At 64.1% G+C, this 25,722-nt stretch carries 22 protein-coding genes and 1 tRNA gene; 11 read left to right on the top strand and 12 right to left on the bottom strand.

Annotated elements, in window-relative coordinates; genetic code table 11:
* Nucleotides 1-43 precede the first annotated feature (43 nt).
* The 10 genes from murD to RBB16_RS17510 form a co-directional block, all read right to left on the bottom strand.
* Nucleotides 44-1,444, bottom strand: a complete 1,401-nt coding sequence (gene murD / locus RBB16_RS17555; RefSeq protein WP_306047384.1) for a UDP-N-acetylmuramoyl-L-alanine--D-glutamate ligase — start codon at nucleotides 1,442-1,444, stop codon at nucleotides 44-46.
* Nucleotides 1,441-1,848 (bottom strand): ACT domain-containing protein, encoded by a 408-nt coding sequence (locus tag RBB16_RS17550; protein WP_371931265.1) that lies wholly within the window; start codon nucleotides 1,846-1,848, stop codon nucleotides 1,441-1,443. Before RBB16_RS17550 ends, murD begins: the two co-directional genes overlap by 4 nt.
* Entirely contained in the window at nucleotides 1,848-2,933 is a 1,086-nt protein-coding gene (mraY, locus tag RBB16_RS17545) for a phospho-N-acetylmuramoyl-pentapeptide-transferase (protein ID WP_306047382.1), read from the bottom strand. Before mraY ends, RBB16_RS17550 begins: the two co-directional genes overlap by 1 nt.
* Nucleotides 2,934-4,355, bottom strand: a complete 1,422-nt coding sequence (gene murF, locus RBB16_RS17540; RefSeq protein WP_306047381.1) for a UDP-N-acetylmuramoyl-tripeptide--D-alanyl-D-alanine ligase — start codon at nucleotides 4,353-4,355, stop codon at nucleotides 2,934-2,936.
* Nucleotides 4,352-5,836 (bottom strand): UDP-N-acetylmuramoyl-L-alanyl-D-glutamate--2,6-diaminopimelate ligase, encoded by a 1,485-nt coding sequence (locus RBB16_RS17535; protein WP_306047380.1) that lies wholly within the window; start codon nucleotides 5,834-5,836, stop codon nucleotides 4,352-4,354. Before RBB16_RS17535 ends, murF begins: the two co-directional genes overlap by 4 nt.
* A gap of 43 nt (nucleotides 5,837-5,879) precedes the next feature.
* Nucleotides 5,880-7,679, bottom strand: a complete 1,800-nt coding sequence (locus RBB16_RS17530) for a penicillin-binding protein 2 (RefSeq protein ID WP_306047379.1) — start codon at nucleotides 7,677-7,679, stop codon at nucleotides 5,880-5,882.
* Nucleotides 7,676-8,035, bottom strand: a complete 360-nt coding sequence (locus RBB16_RS17525) for a cell division protein FtsL (RefSeq protein WP_071690251.1) — start codon at nucleotides 8,033-8,035, stop codon at nucleotides 7,676-7,678. Before RBB16_RS17525 ends, RBB16_RS17530 begins: the two co-directional genes overlap by 4 nt.
* A 2-nt stretch (nucleotides 8,036-8,037) precedes the next feature.
* On the bottom strand, nucleotides 8,038-9,051 hold the full coding sequence (gene rsmH / locus RBB16_RS17520) for a 16S rRNA (cytosine(1402)-N(4))-methyltransferase RsmH (protein WP_306047378.1): 1,014 nt from the start codon (nucleotides 9,049-9,051) through the stop codon (nucleotides 8,038-8,040).
* Nucleotides 9,048-9,560, bottom strand: coding sequence for a division/cell wall cluster transcriptional repressor MraZ (locus RBB16_RS17515; RefSeq protein ID WP_071690249.1), 513 nt, complete (start codon nucleotides 9,558-9,560; stop codon nucleotides 9,048-9,050). The genes rsmH and RBB16_RS17515 overlap by 4 nt, the downstream gene beginning before the upstream one ends.
* Nucleotides 9,561-10,102: 542 nt before the next feature.
* Nucleotides 10,103-11,188, bottom strand: a complete 1,086-nt coding sequence (locus RBB16_RS17510; protein ID WP_306047377.1) for an Mrp/NBP35 family ATP-binding protein — start codon at nucleotides 11,186-11,188, stop codon at nucleotides 10,103-10,105.
* Nucleotides 11,189-11,499: 311 nt separating this feature from the next.
* Between RBB16_RS17510 and RBB16_RS17505 the strand changes: the two genes are divergently transcribed.
* A complete protein-coding gene (locus RBB16_RS17505) occupies nucleotides 11,500-11,721 on the top strand; it encodes a DUF1127 domain-containing protein (protein WP_306047376.1) in 222 nt (73 codons plus the stop codon).
* Nucleotides 11,722-12,274: 553 nt separating this feature from the next.
* On the opposite strand, the gene RBB16_RS17500 is transcribed toward RBB16_RS17505, so the two are convergent.
* Nucleotides 12,275-12,727: an Lrp/AsnC family transcriptional regulator gene (locus tag RBB16_RS17500; protein ID WP_306047375.1), complete on the bottom strand. Its 453-nt coding sequence runs from the start codon at nucleotides 12,725-12,727 to the stop codon at nucleotides 12,275-12,277.
* A gap of 73 nt (nucleotides 12,728-12,800) precedes the next feature.
* Between RBB16_RS17500 and RBB16_RS17495 the strand changes: the two genes are divergently transcribed.
* Nucleotides 12,801-13,397 (top strand): LysE family translocator, encoded by a 597-nt coding sequence (locus tag RBB16_RS17495; protein ID WP_306047374.1) that lies wholly within the window; start codon nucleotides 12,801-12,803, stop codon nucleotides 13,395-13,397.
* A 3-nt stretch (nucleotides 13,398-13,400) separates the two neighbouring features.
* Here the strand turns inward: RBB16_RS17495 and RBB16_RS17490 are convergent, their stop codons facing one another.
* A complete protein-coding gene (locus RBB16_RS17490) occupies nucleotides 13,401-15,809 on the bottom strand; it encodes an ATP-dependent helicase (protein ID WP_306047373.1) in 2,409 nt (802 codons plus the stop codon).
* A 242-nt stretch (nucleotides 15,810-16,051) separates the two neighbouring features.
* Between RBB16_RS17490 and RBB16_RS17485 the strand changes: the two genes are divergently transcribed.
* From RBB16_RS17485 to RBB16_RS17445, 9 genes are all read left to right on the top strand, one after another.
* Nucleotides 16,052-17,197 carry an alpha-hydroxy acid oxidase gene (locus tag RBB16_RS17485; RefSeq protein ID WP_306047372.1) on the top strand — a complete coding sequence of 382 codons (1,146 nt, stop codon included), beginning with the start codon at nucleotides 16,052-16,054 and terminating at the stop codon, nucleotides 17,195-17,197.
* A gap of 249 nt (nucleotides 17,198-17,446) precedes the next feature.
* A complete protein-coding gene (locus tag RBB16_RS17480; protein ID WP_306047371.1) occupies nucleotides 17,447-20,884 on the top strand; it encodes a pyruvate carboxylase in 3,438 nt (1,145 codons plus the stop codon).
* A 102-nt stretch (nucleotides 20,885-20,986) separates the two neighbouring features.
* The gene (locus tag RBB16_RS20715; protein WP_371931264.1) at nucleotides 20,987-21,703 is read left to right on the top strand and encodes a Flp family type IVb pilin; all 717 of its coding nucleotides are present in this window, start codon (nucleotides 20,987-20,989) and stop codon (nucleotides 21,701-21,703) included.
* A 153-nt stretch (nucleotides 21,704-21,856) separates the two neighbouring features.
* Nucleotides 21,857-22,492, top strand: a complete 636-nt coding sequence (locus RBB16_RS17470; RefSeq protein ID WP_306047370.1) for a DUF924 family protein — start codon at nucleotides 21,857-21,859, stop codon at nucleotides 22,490-22,492.
* A 78-nt stretch (nucleotides 22,493-22,570) separates the two neighbouring features.
* Complete coding sequence (locus RBB16_RS17465) at nucleotides 22,571-23,365, top strand: phosphodiesterase (RefSeq protein WP_306047369.1); 795 nt, start codon at nucleotides 22,571-22,573, stop codon at nucleotides 23,363-23,365.
* Nucleotides 23,366-23,380: 15 nt separating this feature from the next.
* On the top strand, nucleotides 23,381-23,767 hold the full coding sequence (locus tag RBB16_RS17460; RefSeq protein ID WP_071690236.1) for an MAPEG family protein: 387 nt from the start codon (nucleotides 23,381-23,383) through the stop codon (nucleotides 23,765-23,767).
* A 79-nt stretch (nucleotides 23,768-23,846) separates the two neighbouring features.
* Entirely contained in the window at nucleotides 23,847-24,797 is a 951-nt protein-coding gene (locus tag RBB16_RS17455; protein WP_306047368.1) for an AEC family transporter, read from the top strand.
* A 60-nt stretch (nucleotides 24,798-24,857) separates the two neighbouring features.
* Complete coding sequence (locus RBB16_RS17450; protein ID WP_306047367.1) at nucleotides 24,858-25,589, top strand: TerC family protein; 732 nt, start codon at nucleotides 24,858-24,860, stop codon at nucleotides 25,587-25,589.
* Nucleotides 25,590-25,648: 59 nt separating this feature from the next.
* A tRNA-Gly gene (locus RBB16_RS17445) sits at nucleotides 25,649-25,720 on the top strand.
* Nucleotides 25,721-25,722: the final 2 nt, after the last annotated feature.

Genomic DNA, 25,722 nt, shown 5'->3' with positions numbered 1-25,722 from the left:
TGTACAGGGGGTGTACGGGGGGCACCCCCCTCTTTTCGGGCCCTCAGGCGTCCAGGGTCGCCACCTGCCGGGCGAAGTCCTCGCCGCGCTGTTCGAAATTGTCATACTGGTCGAAACTGGCCGCAGCCGGGGCCAGCAACACCACCTCGCCCGGCTCCGCCTCGGCCGCCGCGCGGGTCACCGCCAATTCCATGGTGGTGCAGATTTCCACTTCCGTATCAGTCAGTTGCAGGGCGAATTTCTCCGCCTCCCGGCCGATCACATAGGCTTTCACCACCGATCCCAAAGCCGGTCTCAACGCCTCCAGCCCGCCATCTTTTTCCAACCCGCCGCAGATCCAGCGGATGCGCGGGAACGCCGCCAGCGCCTTGGCCGCCGCATCCACATTCGTGGCCTTGGAATCATTGACGAATGTCACGCCCCCAATTTCCGCAATCAGCTGAGAACGATGCGGCAAGCCTTTGAAAGAATGGAAAGATTTCTCGACAATCCGGGGCGCCACCCCAAGCGCCCGAACGGCGGCATAGGCACAACAGGCATTCTGATGATTATGCGCCCCCGGCAATCCCGGAACGCCGCGCAGATCAATCGACCCCACCTGCCGCCCCTTGCGCCATTCGGCCAGAAACCCCTTGCGCGCAAAGACATTCCAGCCCGGCCCGCTCAGCTTGCGCGACGCAGACACGCGGATCAGCCGCCCGTCGCCATTGCCCTCGCTCATCTGCCCCGCCAGAAACGCGCCCTCTGGCTCGTCGACGCCGATCACCGCCCGATCCGGCCCGCCCTCGGCAAAGAGCCGCCGCTTGGCCGCGAAATAGCCGCCCATGCCGCCGTGCCGGTCCAGGTGATCGGGGGAAAGGTTCGTGAAAACAGCCACATCGGGGGTCAAAGCGCGGGCCAGCTCGGTCTGGTAGCTCGACAGCTCCAGCACGATCACCTCGCCATCCGCAGGCGGATCAATATCCAGAACCCCGCGCCCGATATTGCCCGCAAGCTGCACAGGCGTGCCGTTTTCCCGCAGGATATGGGCGATGAGCGCCGAGGTGGTGGATTTCCCGTTCGAGCCCGTCACCGCGATGACGCGGGGCGGCGTGTCCAACTCCTCCCATCCCGACGCGGCGAGCGACCGGAAGAAGAGCCCGATATCGTTGTCGACGGGAACACCCGCCTCATAGGCTGCCGCAATCGCCTTATGCGGTGCGGGGTAGAGATGCGGGATGCCGGGACTGGTGATCAGCATCGCACAGCCCTCCAGCGCGCCTTGGCGGGTCAGGTCGGCAACCGCGAAGCCCTCGGCCTCTGCCGCCTCGCGCCCCTTGGCGCCGTCATCCCAAGCCACCACATCGGCCCCGCCAGCCCGCAAGGCCCGCGCGGCGGACAGGCCCGACCGCCCTAGCCCCAGAACCGCAACCTTCTGCCCCTCGACACCCTGAACCGGGATCATGCCGCACCCTCCGCATCCGCCAGCGCCTTCAGTATTGCCAGCGCACGGGGGGCGTCTGCAAGCGGCACGAAGGCGTGGTCGTGGTGGAAGGCGGCCACCATGTTGCAGGGGATGCCGGCATCCGCCAGCGCAGTAGCCACGGCGGCGGTCAGCCCCACCCCGTCCAGGGCCGAATGAACCGTCAGGGTGATCCGCGCCATGGGCATATCCGTGGGCAATCCCGACGCTGTCGCGTCTGCCTCCGACAGGATCAGCGACAGGCCCTCCTCTTCGACGAATGTCGCCAAAGGGCTGGTCCCGGCGATAACCGACACATCCGTCACGGTCCCGAAATGCCAGGTCGAAGGGTCAAGAACCGGCGCCATTCCCCGGATCATCGCGCCCCTGTCCCTGACCGGTGCCATCAGCGCAGCTTCAGCGTAGCCAACCCGATCAGCGCCAGGATCAGCGAGATGATCCAGAAGCGGATCACGATCTGCGGCTCGGCCCATCCGCGCTTCTCGAAATGATGGTGAATGGGGGCCATCAGGAAGACGCGCTTACCGGTGCGTTTGAAGTAGAGCACCTGGATGATGACCGACAAAGCCTCGGCCACGAAGAGCCCGCCGACGATGGCCAGAACGATCTCGTGCTTGGTGCAGACCGCAATCGCGCCAAGCGCGCCGCCAAGGGCCAGCGACCCGGTATCGCCCATGAAGACGGCGGCAGGCGGCGCGTTATACCACAGAAAGCCGAGCCCGCCACCGATGAGACCGGCGGTGAAGATCAGCAACTCGCCAGTGCCGGGCACATAATGCACGTCAAGGTATTCGGTGAAGTCGACCCGGCCCACGGCATAGGCGATGACGCCCAAAGTGGCGGCGGCAATCATCACCGGCATGATGGCCAGCCCGTCCAGACCATCTGTCAAGTTCACCGCATTGGCGCTGCCGACGATCACGATCATGCTGAACGGAATGAACACATATCCCATGTTCAGCAGCAATTCCTTGAAGACCGGAAAGGCCAGTTGCCCCGACAGGTCCGCCGGGTGCACATACATCGCCACCCCGCCCGCAATCGCGGCTATCACCAGCCCCAGGCCAAAGCGCACCTTGCCCGACACGCCAGCCGTCGAATTGCGGCTGACCTTGGCGTAGTCGTCAACGAACCCGATGGCCCCGAAGGCGACCGTCACCAGCAGCACCAGCCAGACATAGGGGTTATCGAGCCGTGCCCATAGCAGCGTGGACAGGGTCAGCGCGGCCAGGATCAGCAAGCCCCCCATGGTCGGCGTGCCTGCCTTGGTTTCCAGATGGCTTTCCGGGCCGTCCTCTCGGATCGGCTGGCCGTTCTGGTATTTCTTGCGCAGAAGATTGATCAGCGGCCGCCCAAAGACAAAGCCGAAGACCAATGCGGTGAAGAAGGCCCCGCCTGCCCGGAAGGTGATATACCGAAACAGGTTAAAAAAGTCGCCGCCATCCGACAGCTCGTTCAGCCAATACAGCATCTAGCGGGGGTCCTCTTTGCTTTGACGGGCCGCTTGGCCCAATTTTCGCAAGCCGTCAACCGCCAGCGAGAGTTTGGAGCCCTTGGAGCTCTTGATCAGCACGATATCGCCGGGCCAGAGCAGACCGGGCAGAAGGCGGGCCATCTCCTCGGCGGTTTCCGTATGGGGTCCGCGTTTCGCGGCAGGCAGGGCCGCGTCGAGATGCGCCATGAGCGGGCCGGAGGTACAGACCACGTCGATCTTGTCCAGCGCAGGCAGCGTGGCCAGCCCGGCATGCAGATCGGGCCCGGTCGGCCCCAGTTCCAGCATGTCGCCAAGGACCGCGATGCGCCGTCCCCTGCCCTGCGGTGTTGCGGCGGCCAGCACCTCAAGGCTTGCGGCCATGGACGTGGGCGAGGCGTTGAAGGCGTCGTCAATCAGCTCCACCGCCTGTTCGTCGGTATCATTCAGCACGATCCGTTCGCGCCGCCCGCGCCCGTCCACCGGCTGCCAGGACCCGAGCGCCAGCATGGCCCGCGTCATGTCACGGCCAAGCGCATTCACAACCGCCAGCACCATCAGCGCGTTCTGTGCCAGATGCCGCCCCGGCGCGTCGAGCTTGAACAGCAGGTCGGTGCCGTGAAGCGCGGCTTTCACCACGGTGGCACTGTCGGTCAGGGTGACTTCGGCCAGCCGCACCGAACCGGTTTCACCTACGTCGATCACCTGTGCGCCCTGTGCGTCGGCCTTGGCGCGCAGGATGGGCGTCGTGTCGAGATCGGCGTTGATCACGGCGATGCCGCCCGGCTCCAGCCCCTCGAAGATCGCGGCCTTTTCATGGGCGATGCCCTCGACGGACTCGAAGGCCTCCAGATGAACGGCAGCCACCGTGGTGATCACCCCCACATGAGGCCGCGCCATACGCGACAGGGGGGCGATTTCGCCGGGGTGGTTCATGCCGATCTCGATCACGGCGAACTCGGTATCGGCGGGCATACGGGCCAGCGTCAGGGGCACGCCCCAGTGGTTGTTGTAGCTCGCCTCGGCGGCGTGGGTCCTGCCAAGGGCCGAGAGCGCAGTGCGCAGCATTTCCTTGGTGGTGGTCTTGCCGACGGACCCGGTGACGGCAATCACCTTGGCCTTTGTCCGGTCGCGGGCCGCAGCGCCGAGCGCCTCCAACGCCGCAAGCACATCCGGCACGATCAGGAGCGGCGCGTCACCGGCCACGCCCTCGGGCACATGGCTGACCAGCGCCGCGCCTGCCCCCTTCTCCAACGCCTGCGCCACGAATTCGTGCCCGTCACGGGCAGCCTTCAGCGCGACGAACAAATCGCCCGGCCGGATCGTGCGCGTGTCGATGGAAACGCCGCTTGCAGACCAATCACCCTGCGCCAATCCACCCGTGGCGGCGGCGGCCTCAGATGCGGTCCAGAGCGCGGTCATATCCGGCCCTCCAGCGCGGCCACGGCAACAGAGGCTTGTTCAACATCATCAAAGGGATAGACCACGTCGCCCACCTGTTGCCCGGTTTCATGCCCCTTGCCCGCAATCAGCAGTGCGTCACCGGGACCGAGCGCATCGACGCCGCGCAGGATCGCCTCGGCCCGGTCGCCCACATTGGTGGCCTCGGGACAGCCCGCCATCACCTCGGCCCGGATCGCGGCGGGGTCCTCGCTGCGGGGATTGTCGTCGGTCACGATCAGCACATCGGCATGTTCCGCCGCCGCCCTGCCCATCAGGGGCCGCTTGCCCCGGTCGCGGTCGCCGCCCGCGCCGAAAACGATCACCAGCCGCCCCATCACATGCGGGCGCAGCGCCTTCAGCGCCGTTTCGATACTGTCGGGCGTGTGGGAATAATCCACATAGACCGGTGCGCCATTTTCGCGGGTCGCGGCCAGTTGCATCCGGCCCCGGACGCCCTGCACCTGTTGAAGCGCGGCAAAGACCTCTGCCGGTTCCTCGCCCGCGCCGATGACCAGCCCCGCCGCCGTCAGCACATTCATCGCCTGAAACGCACCGATAAGGTCGAGCCGCACCTGATAGCTGCTGCCCTGCCAGCGGAAGAGCACATCCTGCCCGGTCTCATCCATCCGCCGCCCGGTGATCTTCAGCCGCGCGTCCTCTGCATATTGCCCGACAGTGATCACCTCGATCTCTCGCCTCTCGCAAATATCGGCCAGAAGCGCGCCCTTGGGGTCGTCGAGATTGATGACGGCGGTGGATTCCTCGGGCAGCAGTTCGGTGAAGAGCCGCGCCTTGGCGTCGAAATAGGCCTCCATCGTGCCGTGATAGTCCAGGTGATCCTGGGTGAAATTGGTGAAGGCCGCCGCCGCCAGATGCACCGCCTCCATCCGCCGCTGGTCGAGCCCGTGGGACGACGCCTCCATTGAACAATGGGTAATCCCCGCCGCCGCCATATCCGCCAACAGCCGGTGCAGGGTCAGCGGATCGGGAGTGGTGTGGATACCGGGGGCGGAAAACGCGCCCTCGACTCCGGTGGTGCCGATATTGGCGGCCTCATGGCCAAGCGCGGCCCAGATCTGCCGGGTGAAGCTCGCCACGCTGGTCTTTCCATTGGTGCCGGTCACCGCGACCATGGTTTCGGGCTGCGCCCCGAACCAAAGCGCGCAGGCATTGGCGAAAGCGGCCTTGGGGTCTTCGACCACCACGAGGGCGACCTCCGCGCCCGCCAGTTCCTTTGCCGCAATCTCGGCCCCGGCTCGGTCGGTCAGGATCGCGCCCGCCCGCTGGCGCAGGGCATACTGAATGAACTCGCCCCCATGGACCCGCGTACCGGGCAAGGCTGCGAACAAATGGCCGGGTTCCACATCGCGGCTGTCCAGTGACACGCCGGTCACCACAGCATCGCCGCCGCGCGTCGCGGTCAGTCCTAGCGCCGAAAGCGGTTTCGTGTCGGACGCCATCTGCCCCCCAATATCTGCCGGGTCCACGCCCGCGAGTCACATGTTATTGTGATGCGCTGGATAGACTATAGGCAAGCTCGGGATCAACGGTCTGCGGACGCAGGCCCAAAAGCGGCGCCACCCTGCGGATGACCTCTGCCGCGACGGGCACGGCCGTCCAACCCGCGGTGCGGCGGGTTTCGCCCAGAACCGAGATCGAGGGTTCATCCAGCGTGACCACCAGAACATATTGCGGATCGTTCGACGGGAAGACCGAGGCAAAGGTGGCGATGACCCGGTCTTCGTAATAGCCGCCATTGGGGTTGGGCTTGTCCGCCGAACCGGTCTTGCCGCCGACCTCGTAGCCCGCGATTTCGGCAAGGTTGGCGGTGCCCTCTTCCTCCGCCACCACGGCGCGCAGCATTTCGCGCAACGCCATCGAGGTTTCCTCGGAAATCACCCTCTCACCCAGTTGCGGTTCCGCCTGCCGTTGCAGGGTCGGGCGCACCAATGTGCCGCCATTGACCATCGTGGCATAGGCCGCCGCAAGATGCAGCTGCGTGGCGGAAATGCCGTGACCGTAGGAGATCGTCATCGTCGAAAGCTGCCCCCAGTTCGACGGGTAAAGGGGGCGTCCCTGCCGCGACTCGATCATCTCGAAGTCGAGCGCTTCCAGAAGGCCAAGCCGCCCGAGAAACTGCTGCTGTCGCTCTGCCCCGATCATCTGCGCCAGCCGCGCGGTGCCGATATTGGAGGACTGCACCAGCACATCGCGCACCGACAGGCGCGGGCCGTAGTCGTGGAAATCGTTGATCGAGAAGCCCGCCATCCGCAGCGGGCCTTGTGTGTCGATCATGGTTTCGGTGTTGACCAGCCCCTCCTCCAACGCCTGCGCGACGGTGAAAAGCTTGTAGGTGGACCCCAGTTCGTACACGCCCTGCACCGCCCGGTTATAGAGCGGGCTTTGCGACGGGTCACCTTCCAGCAGGGGCCTTGGCCGGGCATTCGGGTCGAAATCGGGCAGGCTCGCCAGTGAAATCACCTCGCCGGTATGGGCATCCATCAGGACGGCAGAGGCACCTTGCGCGTTCATGATCGTCATGCCGCCGGCCAGAACCTCCTCGACCGCCGCCTGAATGGTCAGGTCCAGCGACAGTTCCAGCGCCTCCCCGTTACGGGCCGGATCGCGCAATTCTTCGTCGAAATGCGCCTCGACACCGGCCACGCCGATGATCTCGGCGGCATTGACGGCCTGTTCGCCGAACCGCGCCCCGCCAAGCACATGGGACGCCACGGCCCCGTTGGGATAAAGCCGCATCTCGCGCGGGCCGAAGAGCAGGCCGGGTTCGCCCAGATCATGAACAAGCTGTTGTTGTTCCGGCGAGATCGAACCCCTGATCCACATGAAGCGCGACCCGGAAGAGAAGCGGCGCAACAAAGTGGCCTCGTCCAGATCGTCGAAAATCGCGGCGAGGCCTGCGGCGGCGGCCTCCGGGTCGATCAGCTCGTGCGGATGCACATAGAGCGCGTTGGTCACAAGGTTTGTGGCCAGCACCCGCCCCTGACGGTCCACGATATCGGCGCGGGTGGAAATGATCGAACTGCCCGAGGTGGCGCTGCGCGGCTCTGCCGCTTCGGACGAGGCCAGCGCGGTCATCTTCACCCCGACAGCGGTAAAGGCCGCGAAAAAGCAGATTGCCAGCACCAGAAGGCGGCTCTCGGCGCGCTGGCGCAGGCGGTCGCGCTGCTGCTCGTGCCTCAGGCGCAGGTTTTCACGTTCGATCGCGTCGGGGTTCTCGCCTTTCTGGCGGGCCTCCAGAATGCGGGCCAGCGGGCGCAGGGCAATGCGGCGGGGGTCGGTCATGGTGTATCCTCCCCTTCCGAGGCGCTGAAGAGAATGTCTTCGACCTCCGCCTCTAGCGGCTCCGGTGTCTCCGGCCGCCAGATCACCTCATCCATCACCGCGAACTGGTCGGGGGTCATGGGCAGAAGGTTCAGGCGCTCGAAATTCAGGTCCACCAGCTCTCGAAGCCGGTCGGGGCGATTGAGATAGGCCCATTCGGCGCGCAGAACGCCAAGGCGTTCGCGTTCCACCACGATGGCGCGTTGCAGACGCTCCACCTCGCGCAGGGCCTGCTGCGTCTGGATATTCTGGTGATAGGCCCAGTATCCGAGCGCGACCACGGCGACAGCGGCAAGGAAGGTAAGGAAACCGCGCATGGCTACAGGATCTCCGACAGGCGGGGCAGACCGAGGATGTCTCCATCCGGGGCCATTGCAGGTGCATGGGTGCGGCGCGCGACGCGCAGCTTTGCGGATCGGGCGCGGGGATTGCGGGCAATCTCCTCGGCATCGGGCGCAATGGCCCGGCGCGGGGTCAAGGTGAAACCGGGGTCTCGGGCGGCGGCCTCGGGCGCATAGCGCGAGCCCCCTCCGCCGAAACTGGCCCGGTCCTGAAGGAAGCGCTTGGCGATGCGGTCTTCCAGCGAGTGGAAGGTCACCACGGCCAGTTGCCCACCCGGCGCAAGGGCGCGTTCGGCGGCCATCAGACCATCGGCCAGCTGCCCGAATTCGTCATTCACCGCGATGCGGATCGCCTGGAAGCTGCGGGTCGCGGGATGGCTTTGCCCCGGTTTGGCGCGCGGCAGGCATTTTTCAACGATTTCAGCCAGCTGTAGGGTGGTGTTGATGCGGGTTTCCGCCCGTTCCCTGACAATCGCCTTGGCGATCCGGCGCGCGGCGCGTTCTTCTCCATAGTGGAAAAGGATGTCTGCCAGGGAGCCTTCCGGCGCGTCGTTCACCAGGTCTTCCGCCGACGGTCCCGCCTGCCCCATGCGCATGTCCAATGGCCCGTCGCGCATGAAGGAAAAGCCGCGCTCGGCCAGGTCGAGCTGCATCGAGGAGACGCCAAGATCGAGCACCACGCCATCGAGCTGCGGGAACCCGGCCTTGGCCGCGTGCTGGTCGAGGTCCGAAAACGTGCCTTCCACAAGGATCAGCCGGTCGCCATACTCCGCCGCCCAGGGGGCTGCCATCTGGAAGGCCAGCGGATCGCGGTCCACGCCGATCACCCGGTCGGCCCCCGCCGCCAGCAACCCACGGGAATAGCCGCCCGCGCCGAACGTGCCATCGAGCCAGACGCCACGGACGGGCGCGACCGCATTCAGGATTGCATCGAGAAGCACGGGGATATGGGGCTCGGCTGCCGGTGTGTCGGATGCCGCGCCGCCGGTCATTCCGGATCACCCGCGGACTGGCCCACAAGGCTGAGCGGATCGAAGAAATCGCCCTGTCCGAGCGAGGCCAGAAGCGCCTCGATATTGTCTTCGGCGTCCTTGCCAGCCTCGGGGTTGAGGATGTGAAACTGGTCGCCCTTGCCCTGGAACAAGGCTTCGGCCCCAAGGTCGATCTTGTCGCGCGCAGCGGGCGGCAGGACGAGGCGGCCGGTATCGTCAACCGTCGTCGCCTCGCATTTGGCGTAGTAGAAATGCTCCAGCACCGCACGCAGCGGCGTGCCGCGCTGAACGGATTTGATCATCGCGTCGATCTCGTCAAACGCGTCGCCGGAGAGGCATTCGAGGTAATTCTTCTTGGGGTCGCCATAAGCGATATAGAGGCGCGGCGCGCCGCCGGGGGTGTATTCGCTGTCGGAATTCTGAAGCACACGACGGAACTTGACCGGGATCGACACCCGGCCCTTTCCGTCTACCTTGTTCAGGCTTTCGCCCTGAAACCTGCGCTCCACTGTCCCCGTCCTTACCTGTCCCTCGTTCATGTCCCCGAAAGGACAACGGCGGATCGAGCAAGCTGCCACTGCTCAATCCGCCGCCCTCGTCCCATTTCTGGGGTGTCCGACTACGCGCGCATTACCTGGGGGGGGGATGTCTGCTCTGCCCGCGCGCCGGATCTCTCTATGTCAGCGAATGAGATTGCCTGTATGAAACTGCCGTTTTTTGTTTTCCGGTCCTTGGTCTGTCGCCTTGGTCCCGGTCATCTCGTTTGCTGTGTGATTGTTGTCTCATGGAATGTTTTCCCAATCAATCCCTTTTTATGGGAAAATTCCCCAGATCTTGCCAAGAGCCACCCCAAAACACAGCATCTTGGGGGTGAGATCGCTCCAATTTGCGCAGATGGAGTGGGGTTTGACGATCAAACCACAAGATATGGCTGTGCCCCTTGCGCCACAGGGCATGGGATTTTTTTCCAGATTTCCACGAAAAACCCCCGGTCGCGGGGCGATCCGGGGGCAATTCCCATGTTTTTCCGTCCGTGGGGGCAGCCCCCTTGTCAGGCCAATCCGCCCTCGACGAGTCGGGTGGCAAGGCTGGCATAGGCCTCCGCCATCGGCCCTTCACCCGCCGCGATCGGGGTGCCGCCATCGCCCGCCAGCCGGGTTTCCAGCGATATCGGCAGCTCCCCAAGGAAGGGTACGCCCATCCGATCCGCCTCAGATCGCACGCCGCCATGGCCAAAGATATGTTCCTCGTGCCCGCAATTGGGGCAATGGAACACCGACATGTTCTCGATCAGCCCCAGAATCGGGGTTTTAAGCGTCTGGAACATGTTGATCGCCTTCTTGGCATCCAGCAACGCCACGTCCTGCGGGGTGGAGACGACAATCGCGCCCGTCACCTCGGATTTCTGGCACAGCGTCATGGCCACGTCGCCGGTGCCGGGCGGCAGGTCGACGATCAGAACGTCCAGATCGCCCCATTCCACCTGTGTCAGCATCTGCTGCAACGCCCCCATCAGCATCGGGCCACGCCAGACCACCGCCTGATCCTCTGGCAGCATGAAGCCGAGCGACATCAGCGTGACCCCGTGATTGTGCAGCGGCAGAATGGTTTTGCCGTCGGGCGAGGCGGGGCGCTTGTTCACCCCCATCATGCGCGGCTGCGAGGGACCATAGATATCGGCATCGAGCAGCCCCACCTTGCGCCCCTGCCGCGCCAGCGCCACGGCGAGGTTGGAGGACACGGTGGATTTACCCACGCCCCCCTTGCCAGATCCCACGGCGATGATGCTTTTCACCGTGGCGGGCTTCATGGACCCCTGCTGCGGCTTCGGATGGCCGCCGATCTTCAGGCTCGGCGGTTCCCCCTGCCCCGGCGCGGGCTTGGCAGAAGGGCCATGTGCGGTCAGGGCGACTGTCGCGCTCTCTACCCCCGGCAGGCCCTTGACCAGGGCCTCTGCCGCATCGCGCACCGGAGCCAGACGGCGCGCGTCTTCCGGCGACGGAGCCTCGATCACGAAAGCGACCTTGCCGTCGGTGATCTGCAAGGCCCGGACCATATCGCGGCTGACGAGCGTACCACCATCGGGCAACGACAGCTTGTCCAGTGCGGCGAGGATCGTTTCGCGAGTCTGGCTCATATCTGGCCCTTTCCTGTTGCAGCGCGTTTCTTGTCGAACAGATAGGACGCTTTGCCCATCCATGCACCCCCCCTAAAAGATTCAGTCAGCATATAGTTTTAGGCAGGGTTGACCTAAGGTAAGCCTGCAATTTGAGCAGCTTACGTCCACGTTATGCGCTTTCTGCATGGCAGCATTGATGAACTCGGGGATTGTGCAGGCGCAGCATTGCGATATTTTTTGATCATCGAAACAAACACGGGCCGACACGGATCGCCGCCAGAACGACGCGACGCTGACCGCCGGACCAACCGACTGAAGGATCAAGGCATATGGCCTACGCAACTCAAACCCACACCGGCTCGCTCTCGCTGCTGGACCGTTTCGCAGAAATCCGCGAGCAAGCCGCAGAAGCATATGCCGCATGGCGCATCTATCGCAACACGCTGACCGAACTGCGCGAGCTGAGCGACCGCGACCTGAACGACCTGGGTATTTCCCGAGCCTCCATCCGCGCCATTGCGCATGAGGCGGCCTACGGTCAGACCGACTGACCGACACGACATAGAACACTGCCGGTTTCCTCCTCCCTTTTACCGGCAGCCCCGCGGCGGCGCCTCTCCTCCTCCCTGGCGCCGCCGCCGAAAGACAAGGCCCTTCGCGGGCAGACAGGATACGGAACCTCTCCTCCTCCCTTGAGGGTTCGTAGACTGGCGGTGGCACCTCCTCCTCCCTTGGTGTCATCGCCCGACATACCGCCCCTGACGGGGCACCAGTTACGGACCGTCCTCCTCCCTTAGGTCCGTAGATTGGCGGCGACACCTCTCCTCCTCCCCGGTGTCGCCGCCCGATATTCCGCCCCCGACGGGGCAGCGCATACGGGTCCGACTCCTCCCCCAGGGCCCGTCATGACGCGGCGGCGCCTCTCCTCCTCCCTGGCGCCGCCGCCTCACAAAATACGGGCCGGGCGGATCTCCTCCCTTACCAAACGGCCCCATAGTTCGGCGTCCCTCCTCCTCCCTTTCAGGACGCTGAGATCTGGCGGTGACACCCCTCCTCCTCCCTGGGTGTCACCGCCTTTTTCGTTTTTCAGAGCTGGAAGCTAAATCAGGCGCGATCGTCCTTGGGCGAGGCCATGACCACATGAGTCGTGATCGTCGCCACCTGCGGGATGTCGCCCAGAACATCGGTGTGAAAGCGCTTGTAGGCCACAAGGTCCGCCGCTTCGACGCGCAGCAGATATTCCACGTTGCCGGTGATGTTGTGGCACTCGCGCACCTCGGGGCTGCGGGAAATGGCGCGTTCGAACGCCTCCTGAGCGCGCTTGGAATGCTCTCCCAGACCGACGGTCAGATAAGCGGTGAAGCCCACGCCCATCTTAACCGGATCGAGCACTGCGCGATAGCCGGTGATGATGCCCGCCGCCTCCAGCGCCTGCACCCGCCGCAGGCAGGCCGAGGGCGATAGGGCCACGCGGGCGGCCAGTTCCAGATTGCTGATCCGCCCGTCGCGGGACAATTCGTGCAATATCTGGCGGTCTTTGTCGTCAATCTTCGTCATTCCTTGCACAATTTGCGCCTGAAAGCGTCACTTTGCAATTACATTTCGCCACAGGCGGCCTAACGTCAGCGCCATGACACAAGACCTGATCCTCGCCCTCATGGGCTATGCGCTTGCCACCTCGATCACGCCGGGGCCCAATAACCTGATGTTGATGGCCTCGGGCGCAAATTTCGGCCTGCGCCGCACCCTGCCCCATATGGCGGGTGTCAGCCTGGGCCACGGGTTCATGACCTTCATCCTGGGCCTTGGGCTGGTTCAGGTATTCGAAAGCTTCCCGGTGGTCAGGATCGTGCTGACGGTGCTCTGCTCCGCCTACCTGCTGTGGCTGGCGTGGAAGATCGCCAATGCCGCGCCGCCGAAAGAGGGCCAGCCCGTGGGAACGCCCCTGACCTTCCTTCAGGCCGCAGCGTTCCAGTGGGTGAACCCCAAGGCGATCTTCATGTCGATCACCGCGCAGACCAACTATGCCCCCGAGGGCGCAGGCTGGACCGGCGCGCTGATGGTCGCTGTCATCTTTGCCTGCATCAATCTGCCCTCGGTCGGGGTCTGGGCCTGGATGGGGGTGCAGGTCAAACGCTTCCTCGGCACCGGCGCGCGGCTGAGGGCCTTCAATATCGTGATGGCGCTACTGCTGGTCGCGTCGCTGGTGCCGATTCTGATGCACTGACGCTCAGAACGGCACGTCATCCGCCTGATCGGCGGCCACCAGAAACCGGCCCACCACGCGCTTGATGCCGGCTTTGTCAAAGGCGATCACCAGCTTGTCGCCTTCCACGCCCTCCACCCGGCCATAGCCGAATTTCTGGTGAAAAACCCGCTCGCCGATGGTGAAGGCTGCCTCGGCCTGCGCGTCGATGGTGAAATTGCGCGATTCGCGGGGCTGGCTGGTGCCGCGTGCGCCAGTGTTGGCGTGGAGCCGTTTCCAGCCGGGGGAATTATAGACATCGGCCCGCATCGCCCGCTCCTCCAGCCCCGAACGGCCATAGTCCTGCGTGCTGCGCTGGTGGCCATGCAGCCCCGGCGGCGTCAGAACCTCCACATGATTCTCGGGCAATTCGTCGATGAAGCGGGAGGGCAGTTGCGACTGCCATTGCCCGTAGACCCGGCGATTGCCTGCGAAGGAAATCGTGCAGATCTCCTCGGCCCGCGTGATACCCACATAGGCCAGCCGCCGTTCCTCTTCGAGGCCCTTCAGTCCCTCCTCGTCCATGGCACGTTGGCTTGGGAACAGCCCATCCTCCCACCCCGGCAGGAAGACGGCGGGAAATTCCAGCCCCTTCGCGGCATGAAGCGTCATCAGTGTGACCTTTTCCTCGGTCTCGTCGCTTTCGTTGTCCATGATGAGGCTGACATGTTCGAGGAAGCCTTGCAGGTTCTCGAACCCCTCCAGCGCCTTCACCAGTTCCTTGAGGTTTTCCAGCCGCCCCGGTGCCTCGGGCGTCTTGTCGTTCTGCCACATCTCGGTGTAGCCCGATTCCTCCAGGATCATCTCGGCCAACTCGACATGGTTGAGCGTGCCCTGCGGGACGTCCTCTTCTATGAGGTCATCCACCGGCCCGACTGCGCGCATCGGCCCCATCATCAGGGTGCGCCAACGCTCGATCCCCTCGACAAAGCGCTGCAATTCCTTGGCGCCCTTGCCGGTCAGCCCCTTGGCCGCGAGCAGCACTTTCGCCCCTTCCAGCAGCGAGACGCCATTGGTTCGCGCCGCCATCTGGATCTTCTGCTGCGCCTTGTCGCCAAGCCCGCGCTTGGGGGTGTTGACCACGCGTTCAAAGGCCAGATCGTCCTCGGGGCTGACCACGAGGCGGAAATAGGCCATGGCATCGCGGATCTCCATCCGCTCGTAGAAGCGCGGGCCGCCAATGACGCGATAAGGCAGACCGATGGTCAGGAACCGGTCCTCGAAGGCGCGCATCTGGTGGCTGGCGCGCACGAGGATCGCCATGCCGTCGGGGCTGATCGGGGCCAGACCGCGGGTGCCGCGTTGCATCGCCTCAATCTCCTCGCCGACCCACCGGGCCTCCTCGTCGCCGTCCCAATGGCCGATGAGGCGGACCTTCTCGCCCTCCTCCGCCTCGGTCCACAGCTCCTTGCCAAGCCGCCCCTTGTTGCCCGCGATCACGCCCGAGGCGGCGGCGAGGATATGGGGGGTCGACCGGTAATTCTGTTCCAGCCGGATCACCTTGGCGCCGGGGAAATCCTTGTCGAATTTCAGGATGTTGCCCACTTCCGCCCCGCGCCAGCCATAGATTGACTGGTCGTCATCGCCCACGCAGCAGATATTCTTGTGCGCCTGCGCCAGAAGCCGCAGCCACAGATACTGGGCAACGTTGGTATCCTGGTATTCGTCCACCAGGATGTAGCGGAACCAGCGCTGGTATTGCTGGAGGATGTCGTCATGCGTCTGGAAGATCGTGACCATGTGCAAGAGCAGGTCGCCGAAATCGCAGGCATTGAGGGATTTCAGGCGTTGCTGATAGGCGGCATAAAGCTCCACGCCGCGGTTGTTGAAGGCCCCGGCCTCGCCCGCGCGCACCTTTTCCGGGGTCCAGGCGCGGTTCTTCCACTTGTCGATGATCGCGGCCAGCGCGCGGGCCGGCCAGCGTTTTTCGTCGATATTCTCGGCGATGATGAGCTGCTTCATCAGCCGGACCTGGTCGTCCGTGTCGAGGATAGTGAAGTTCGACTTCAGCCCCACCAGTTCCGCATGACGGCGCAGAAGCTTGACGCAGATCGCGTGGAAGGTGCCGAGCCAGGGCATCCCCTCGGCGGGCTGGCCGAGCAGCGCGCCCACCCGCGTCTTCATCTCGCGCGCGGCCTTGTTGGTGAAGGTCACGGCGAGGATCTCGTTCGGGCGCGCCTTGCCGGTGGACAGAAGATGGGCGATGCGGGCCGTCAGCGCGCGGGTCTTGCCCGTCCCGGCCCCCGCCAGCATCAACACCGGACCATCCAGCGTTTCCACCGCCTCGCGCTGCGGCGGGTTCAGCCCGTCGAGATAGGGCGCGGGCCGCGCGGCCATGGCGCGTTGCGAGAGGGAGGCGGCCGAGAAGGCCTCTTCATCGTCGAAAATATCCATGTGAACGAGCCTAGACCAAGCCACGGTTGAGTTAAAGTATTGTTCACGGTCCGTTCGCAAGTGTTTTATGGCGGGTCTTGCGCCGATTGGCATCGTCGCGGCGCGGGCGCGCTCTTCACCCGCCCCATTCGGGTCAGCCTCATCGCCCGCTTGGGGGCCAGCCCCCAAACCCCCGAGGTATTTTTGCCAAGATGAAGGGGAACGGGCTGGACAGGGGGCGTTGGCCCGGGTTTTGTCTGGGCATGGATCTGGACCAGACATATCCGGCGATCTCCGACCTCAAGGCGCAGGCACGGCGCAGGGTGCCGCATTTCGTCTGGGAGTTTTTCGATTCCGCCACGGGCACGGAGTCGGTCCTGCCGCGCAATCGGGCGGCGCTGGATCGGGTCCTGTTTCATCCCGCGATCCTGACAGGGGAGTTTACGCCCGATCTGTCCTGCACGCTGATGGGCCGGGACTATGCCGTGCCCTTCGGCATCGCGCCTGTGGGCATGTCGGGGGTGATCTGGCCCGATGCCGAAAAGCGGCTGGCGCGGTTTGCCGGATCCGTGGGGGTTCCCTATGGGCTCTCCACCGTGGCCAGTCAGACGCCGGAAACCGTAGGGCCGGAGGCAGGCGGCATGGGGTGGTTCCAGCTCTACCCGCCGCGCGCGCCCGAGGTGTTGGCGGACATGCTGGCACGGGCGTGGGAGGCGGGGTTTCACACGCTGGTGCTGACGGCGGATGTGCCTGTCGCCTCTCGCCGGGAACGGCAGACACGCGGCGGGCTGACCAATCCGCCGCGCCTGACACCCCGCTTGCTGGCGCAGGTGATGCGCTGCCCGGCCTGGGCCATGGGGATGCTGAAAACAGGCATGCCGCGGATGCGGACGCTCGATCGCTATGCGGAGCAGAAGACCAGCCTGCCGCAGACCGCCCATGTGGGCTATCTGATCCGGACCTCGCCCGATTGGGACTACCTGGGCCGTTTGCGCGAGCTGTGGCAGGGGAAACTGGTGGTCAAGGGCGTGATGGAGGCTGCCACGGTGGAGCGGCTGGAGGCGGCGGGGGTCGATGCGATCTGGGTGTCGAACCATGCGGGCCGCCAGTTTGACGGGGCGCGGGCCAGCATCGACGCGCTGCCGGAAATCCGCGCCGCCACCTGCCTGCCGCTGATCTTCGACAGTGGTATCGAGGGCGGGCTCGATATCATGCGGGCGCTGGCGCTTGGGGCGGATTTCGTGATGCTGGGGCGGGCCTGGCATTATGCTTTGGCAGCTTTGGGAGAGGCCGGTCCGCTGCATTTGCATGCGCTGTTGGTGAAGGACATGATCTCCTGCATGGGGCAGATCGGAGCACAGCGCCTGTCGGACCTTTCCGGGCGGCTGGTGGTGCCTCGGACCGGCTAGGATTGTTCAGCGCTAACAGGTCGATCACGCGGCGCAACAGGTCGTTTCCCGCGTGGGATTCGCAATTTTCATTGCTAGGGTCACTCTCGAACCACGGTTTGCAGCGGAATGACACACGTCTTCAAGCCACTGTAAAATATAGAACTGTTAGCGCTATCGCCGCTCTTGCAACATTTCGGCAACAATTATGTTGGCAGCGCAGCAATTTCTGCCTAACGTCCGCGCCATCCAGAACAGAGGGGAATGTTCATGGCCGACTTCAAGAAGATCCTGATTGCCAATCGGGGTGAGATTGCGATCCGAGTCATGCGTGCCGCCAATGAGCTTGGCAAACGCACCGTGGCGGTCTACGCCGAGGAGGACAAGCTGTCCTTGCACCGGTTCAAGGCTGATGAGGCTTACAAGATCGGGGAAGGTCTGGGGCCGGTTGCGGCGTACCTGTCCATCGACGAGATCATCCGTGTCGCCAAGGAATGCGGCGCTGATGCCATCCATCCGGGCTATGGGCTGCTGTCGGAAAACCCTCAATTCGTGGATGCTTGCGCGGCGAATGGGATCACCTTCATCGGGCCCAAGGCCGAGACCATGCGCGCGCTTGGCGACAAGGCCAGCGCCCGGCGCGTGGCCATCGAGGCGGGGGTTCCGGTGATCCCCGCGACCGAGGTTCTGGGCGACGATATGGACGCGATCCGCGCGGAAGCGGCAGAGATCGGCTATCCGCTGATGCTGAAAGCCTCCTGGGGTGGCGGCGGGCGCGGGATGCGGCCCATCCTGAACGCCGACGAGTTGGAAGAGAAGGTCCGCGAGGGTCGGCGCGAGGCCGAGGCCGCCTTTGGCAACGGCGAAGGGTATCTCGAAAAGATGATCACCCGCGCCCGCCATGTGGAGGTGCAGATCCTCGGCGACAAGCACGGGTCGATCTACCACCTTTATGAGCGCGATTGTTCCGTCCAGCGGCGCAACCAGAAGGTGGTGGAACGCGCCCCTGCGCCGTACCTGTCTTCCACGCAGCGCGAGGAAATCTGCTTGCTCGGCAAGAAGATCTGCGAGCATGTGAATTACGAATGCGCGGGCACGGTCGAGTTCCTGATGGATATGGACTCGGGGCGTTTCTACTTCATCGAGGTGAACCCCCGCGTTCAGGTGGAACATACCGTCACCGAGGAAGTGACCGGCATCGACATCGTGCGCGCGCAGATCCTGATTGCCGAGGGCAAATCGCTGGTCGAGGCCACGGGCACGGCCAGCCAGTATGACGTGAAGCTCGACGGTCACGCGATCCAGTGCCGGGTGACGACCGAGGACCCCACCAACAACTTCATCCCCGACTATGGCCGCATCACCGCCTATCGCGGCGCCACCGGCATGGGCATCCGTCTGGATGGCGGCACCGCCTATTCGGGCGCGGTCATCACGCGGTATTACGACTCGCTGCTGGAAAAGGTAACGGCATGGGCCCCGACGCCCGAGGCCGCGATCGCGCGGATGGACCGGGCGCTGCGGGAGTTCCGCATTCGCGGCGTCAGCACCAATATCGCCTTCGTGGAAAACCTGCTGAAGCACCCCACGTTCCTGAACTACCAGTACACGACCAAGTTCATCGACGAGACGCCGGAGCTGTTCGACTTCCGCCCCAAGCGCGACCGCGCGACGCGGATCCTGACCTATATCGCCGATATCACCGTGAACGGGCACCCCGAGACCGAGGGCCGCGCCAAGCCCAAGGCCGACCTGAAACCGGCCAAGGCCCCTGCCCCCAAGGCCGCGCCCGCGCCGGGCACCAAGACGCTCTTGGATGAAAAGGGCCCGCAGGCCGTGGCCGACTGGATGGCGGCGCAGAAACAACTTCTGATCACCGACACCACCATGCGCGACGGGCACCAGTCGCTGCTGGCGACCCGGATGCGGTCCATCGACATGATCAAGGCCGCGCCCGCCTATGCCGGGAACCTGCCGGGGCTGTTCAGCGTGGAATGCTGGGGCGGCGCGACCTTCGACGTGGCCTACCGCTTCTTGCAGGAATGCCCGTGGCAACGCCTGCGCGACCTGCGCAAGGCCATGCCCAACATCATGACGCAGATGCTGCTGCGCGCCTCCAATGGCGTGGGCTACACAAACTATCCTGACAACGTGGTGCAAAGCTTCGTGGCGCAGGCCGCCGAAACCGGCGTCGACGTCTTCCGCGTGTTCGACAGTTTGAACTGGGTCGAGAACATGCGCGTGGCGATGGATGCGGTCGTCGAAAGCGGCAAGGTTTGCGAGGGCACGATCTGCTATACCGGCGACATCCTGAACCCGGATCGGGCGAAGTACGATCTTGAGTATTACGTCACCATGGGCAAGGACCTGCGGGACGCGGGCGCGCATGTTCTGGGTCTCAAGGACATGGCGGGACTGCTGAAACCGGCCTCCGCAAAAATCCTGATCAAGGCCCTGAAGGAAGAGGTCGGCCTGCCCATCCACTTCCACACCCATGACACGGCGGGGATTGCCTCGGCCACCATTCTCGCGGCCTCTGATGCGGGCGTGGATGCGGTCGATTGTGCGATGGACAGCTTCAGCGGCAACACCAGCCAGGCGACCCTTGGCACGGTGGTCGAGGCGCTGCGCCATACCGAGCGCGACACCGGGCTCGACATCAAGGCGATCCGCGAGATCTCCGACTACTTCGAGGCGGTGCGCGGCCAGTACGCGGCCTTCGAGAGCGGCCTACAGGCCCCCGCCTCCGAGGTCTATCTGCACGAAATGCCGGGTGGGCAGTTCACCAACCTCAAGGCGCAGGCGCGCAGCCTCGGGCTGGAGGAACGCTGGCACGAAGTGGCGCAGATGTATGCCGACGTGAACCAGATGTTCGGCGATATCGTGAAGGTCACGCCGTCCTCCAAGGTGGTGGGCGATATGGCGCTGATGATGGTCAGCCAAGGCCTGACCCGCGCGCAGGTGGAAGACCCCAAAACCGATGTGGCCTTCCCCGACAGCGTCATCGACATGATGCGCGGTAATCTGGGCCAGCCACCGGGCGGCTTCCCCGCCACGATCCTCAAGAAGGCGCTGAAGGGCGAAAAGCCCAATACCGAACGCCCGGGCAAGCACCTGCCGCCGGTCGATCTGGAGGCCACCCGCAAGGAGCTGATCGAGAAGGTAGGCGAACCCGTCGATAATGAGGACCTGAACGGCTACCTCATGTACCCCAAGGTCTTCACCGACTACCGGGCCCGTCATGCGGAATATGGCCCGGTGCGCACCCTGCCGACCAAGACCTTCTTCTATGGCATGCAGCCCGGCGAAGAGATCGAGGCCGAGATCGACCCCGGCAAGACGCTGGTGGTGCAGTTGCAGGCCGTGGGCGAGACCAACGAGGATGGCGAGGTCAAGGTCTTCTTCGAGCTCAACGGCCAGCCCCGCACCGTGCGCGTACCCAACCGCAAGGCACAGGCCTCGACCGCCAAACGCCCGAAGGCCGAGCTTGGCAACCCCAACCACGTGGGTGCACCTATGCCCGGCGTCGTGGCCACGGTTGCGGTTCAGGCCGGTCAGGCCGTCAAGCAGGGCGACATGCTGCTGACCATCGAGGCGATGAAGATGGAAACCGGCATCCATGCCGACCGCGATGCCGTGGTCAAGGCCATCCATGTGACGCCCGGCGGCCAGATCGACGCCAAGGATCTGCTGGTCGAATTGGACTAATAAAAAAGGGCGCCCGACATTGCGGCGCCCTTTCTCCGTCCATTTCTAATCACTTTTTATTGTTATGTTGCCCGTCAATCGCGCAGTGACGAGGTGATAAACATGACCCTGAGAACCGAATTCTGGTACGACGAAAGCGGTGCCGTGACAGTCGACATGACCGTTCTGGCTGCCGGCGTTGTCGGCCTTGGCATCGCAACGATGTCCGTGGTGAGCAGCGGCGTCGAAGACCTGTCCGGCGACATCAACGCCGAACTGTCCTCCAACAACTGGAACATGTTCAGCAATGGCAGGGTTTCGGTCGGATCTTTCGATTTCTCTGGCGGCAATGCCCCCGGCTGGCTTGGCGGATCGGTCCGAAATATGGGCGGTGAACTGGGCGAATTGCTGGTCCTTGGCCCCGGTGAGGCAACGGGTTTCCTCGTGGAAGTCGCCGAGGGGGCCACGAACGCGATCATGGAATTCGATCTGGTTGCGGGCGACAGCCTCGACAACAGCGCCCAATGGGGCACCGACACCGCCACGATCTCGCTCAACGGCGTGCCTGTTGCCGTGGCGCTGGCCAGTGGCAACAGCATGACATTCGACATCCCGCAGCTTGACGGCACGACGGTCGAGGCAACGGTAGAGGTCGCGTCGGTCGCGCTTGGCGGCAATGGCGGCTGGAACGATTCCGTGGCATCCGTGCGCGTGACCGTGGACGAACCGACATCGGATATCCAGTTCGAGCTTCAGTCCAATGCCAACCAGGGCATCGGCGATGAATTCTGGGGGCTGGACAATTTCGACGCCACCACCACCGGCGGTCCCGGATTCTGATCGGGCGACCGGACCTGCCCCCCACGGATACCGCATCTGCCTGACTAACCGCTGGCGGGCTTTGCAAAAAGGCCACATCCTGAGTGAATTGAGCTTGGTGGCCGAGCCCGTGCATGCAAGAGTTCGACCCTGTCACATTGCAGGAGCGCGCTGTTGTTCACACCGGATCAAGTCCTTGACTTCTGGTTCCCCGAAACGGGCCACGAGACGAACCCGGACTCCCATTCCGCCTTCTGGAACGAACGGATGCAGGGCGGCATGGATGAGGTCATCATCCGCGACTTTGCCGACCTGACGCTTGCCGCCGCCCGTGGCGAACTGGACCATTGGGCCGACACGGCGCGCGGGCGGCTGGCGCTGATCATCGCGCTGGACCAGTTTCCCCGCTCGCTCTGGCGCGATACGCCCGCGGCTTATGCGCAGGACATCAAGGCCGCGCGACTGGCGCTGGACGGCATCGCCAACGGTGATTTCGACCGGCTCGCCCCCTGGGAGCAGGCGTTTTTCGTGATCTCCATTTCCCATTGCGAAGGCCCCGACCACCTGCACCGCATGGACCTGCTGGATGAGTTGATCGAACGGATCATCCTAAAGCTGCCGGAACCGATTGCCGGGATGGGCGATGCGTTCCGCACCCAGAACAGGACGGTGCGCGGCGTGCTGGAACGGTTCGGCCGCCACCCGCATCGCAACCCGATCCTCAGACGCCCCTCCACGCCGGATGAAGAGGCCTATATCGCCACCGGCGATTTCCCCCATGTGCGCAAGGTCGAAACCGGGACGGACTGACGCCGCGACAGGTGCATTTGGGCTTGCGCAACGCTGCCGGGGACGCTGCAATCGACGCCAAGACGCGCGGAGCATTCCATGGCCAAGATCCTCGTCATGACAGACCTGCACATCACGCCGGAAGGCGAGACCATCATTGGCCTCGACCCCGGTGCGCGGCTATCGGCGGGGCTGGCCCATGCTGCTCGGATTCACCCGGATGCGGAGCGGATCGTCCTGATGGGCGACCTGACCCACCACGGCTCTGCACAGGAATATGCCCGGCTGAAACCACTGCTGGCGGACCTGCTCTGGCCCGTCACCTTGATGATCGGCAATCATGACACGCGAACGGAGTTCCGCGCGGCCTTTCCGGACGCGCCAACCGATGCGGATGGATTTGTCCAAAGCGCGATTGATCTGGGCGATATCAGGCTGATCTGCCTCGACACGCATGAAACGGCCCCGGCGGTGGAGCATGCGGGCCATCTCTGCCCTACCCGGCTGGCCTGGCTTGTCCGGGAACTGGAGGCGGACACGAAACCCTGCCTTGTCTTCCTGCATCATCCGCCCTTCGACACCGGATTTTCGGGCATGGATCACATCGGCCTCATGAACGCGGCAGAATTGCGCGGGGTGTTGACCGCCTATCCGCAGGTCAAACATGTCTTCGCCGGGCACATCCATCGCACGATCACCGCCTCCGTCGACGGCCTGCCGATCACTGTTTTCAAAAGCCCCTGCCATCAAATGCCCATGATTCTGGGTCAGGAAGGCAGCGGCCATTCGGTAGACGAACCGGGGGCCTATGGCATCATCCTGACGAACGGGGACAGGGTGGTGGTGCATTTCGAGGACTTCACCCTGCCTGCGCAGGACGTGAGCCACTACTGACGGATGGGACGGGATATGGATATGATTGCGCCGCTTTATGCAGGGCTTCTGGGCCTGCTGTTTCTTCACCTCAGCATCCGGGTGATCAGCCTCAGGCGTCACCACAAGGTGTCGGTCGGGGATGGCGGGGAAAAGGCCCTGTCAAAGGCCATGCGGGTGCAGGCCAATTGCGTGGAATATGCCTCGATCGGGCTGATCCTTCTGTTCGGCGCAGAGCTTCAGGGCGCACCCACCTGGGCCGTTCACGGGCTTGGGGTGACGTTGCTTCTGGGCCGGGTGCTGCATGCGTTCGGCTTCGGGTCCACACCGCAGATCGTGCCCGCACGCATCTGGGGCATGGCGCTGACGCTTGGCATGATCCTGATCGCGAGCCTGTCCAATATCATCCGCGCGGTGATCTGAGCGCGTCCGAAAGGCCACTGGCAGGCACGCCGCCAATCTGCGATGCTGCACAAGGCAACTATCCGCAGAGACCGACCCCTTGGCGACGATCCTGACCATCACCCTGCCCATCTACCTGCTGATCGGGCTTGGCTTCCTGTCCGTTCGAACCGGCTATTTCGCCGGGTCCGATATCAGGGCCATCGGCACGTTCGTGGTGCGGTTCGCCCTGCCCGCGCTGATCTTCCTGGCCGTGGGCACCGCGACCCCGTCGGAAACACTGCATTGGGGGCTGTTCGCGGTCTACCTGTCGGCTTCTCTGGCGCTGTTCGCGACCTGCATCCTTGTGGGGCGCCTCGTTTTCCGGGCGCGCTGGTCGATGCTGGGGGTGGTGGGGCTTGGCATGGTGGGTTCCAACTCGGCCTTCGTGGGGTTTCCGTTGCTGTCCATCCTCTACCCTGACCTTGCCGTGACGATCTTCGCCACCGTGATGCTGCTGGAAAACGTGATCCTGATTCCGCTGGCTTTGGCGGTGGCAGATGCAGGTGAGCGCAGCGCAAGCACACCGTTGCAGGGGTTTCTCAAGGGCCTCAAGGGGCTGATCAAGAATCCACTGGTCCTGTCGATCATTGTCGCTCTGGCCTATTCCCTGTCCGGCCTGACCCTGCCCGAGCCGATCCTGCGCCCCATCGAGATGCTGCGCCCGATCGCCTCGCCTGTTGCGCTCTTTGCCGTGGGTGGCACCGTTGCCGCCGCAACGCTTGCCAGTGCCCGCGACATGGCCGCGCCGATGGGGGTGATCCTGGTGGGCAAGCTGGTTCTGCATCCGCTGTTCTTTCTTGCCGCAACGATGCTGCTGCCCGCCCTGCCCGACGAGATCCGCCATGCCGGCCTGATCAACGCGGCCTGTCCGATGCTGTCGATCTTCCCATTGATCGCCATGGCCTATGGGCGGGAATTGCTGGCCTCGACCGCGCTGATGGTCACGACAGCGGCCTCTTTCGTGACCATCTCGGGCCTTTTGTGGATTATTTCGCTGGCCGCCTCCTGACCACTTGCAGCGGGCCTGCTACAGCTTATCTGACTGCGATCCGATCCAAGGAGTTGCCAGATGATCGAGCTGTTTTCCGACCCCGCCGTGTGGGCCTCTTTCCTGACCCTGACCGTTCTGGAGATCGTGCTCGGCGTTGATAACGTCATCTTCATATCCATCGCCGCCGCAAGACTGCCCGCGGAGCAACGCCGCCGTGCGCGGGTGATCGGGCTGACGGGGGCGCTGGTGCTGCGCATCCTGCTGCTGCTGTCCATCGCCTGGATCATCGGGCTGAGCGAGCCGATCATGACCGTCCTGGGCCTCGACATCAGCTGGCGCGATATCATCCTGATCGCGGGCGGTCTCTTCCTGCTCTACAAGGCTTCGACCGAGATCTTCCACGAGGTTGAAGGCGGCATCCATACGGCTGAGGAAACCGTGGTGAAGGCGGTTTTCGCCTCGGTCATCTTCCAGATCATGCTGCTCGATCTGGTCTTCTCGCTCGACTCGGTCATTACCGCCGTGGGCATCGCAGACCATATCGAAGTGATGATCGCCGCCGTGATCGTGGCCATCGTGGTGATGATGGTCGCAGCAGCCCCGATCGCGAAATTCGTGGAGGATCACCCGTCCACCAAGATGCTGGCCCTGGCCTTCCTGGTCATGGTCGGCATGGCCCTGGTCGCAGATGGCTTCCACTTCCATGTCGAACGCGGTTTCATCTATGCGGCGATGGTCTTTGCCGGGGCCGTCGAGATGCTGAACCTGTGGCGCGCGGCGCGGCGCAAGCGGCTGGCGGAAAATGCGTAGGCGGCGCGATTTTCCTCTTGCAGCCCTGCGGCTGTCGGCCTAAATACCGCCCTCACAGAGCGGGCGTAGCTCAGGGGTAGAGCATAACCTTGCCAAGGTTAGGGTCGTGAGTTCGAATCTCATCGCCCGCTCC

The organism is Nioella sp. MMSF_3534, from assembly GCF_030732985.1.
GTDB lineage: Bacteria > Pseudomonadota > Alphaproteobacteria > Rhodobacterales > Rhodobacteraceae > Nioella.
The sequence above is the reverse complement of the archived record's forward strand: the minus strand, read 5'-3'. Positions and strand labels throughout refer to the sequence as shown.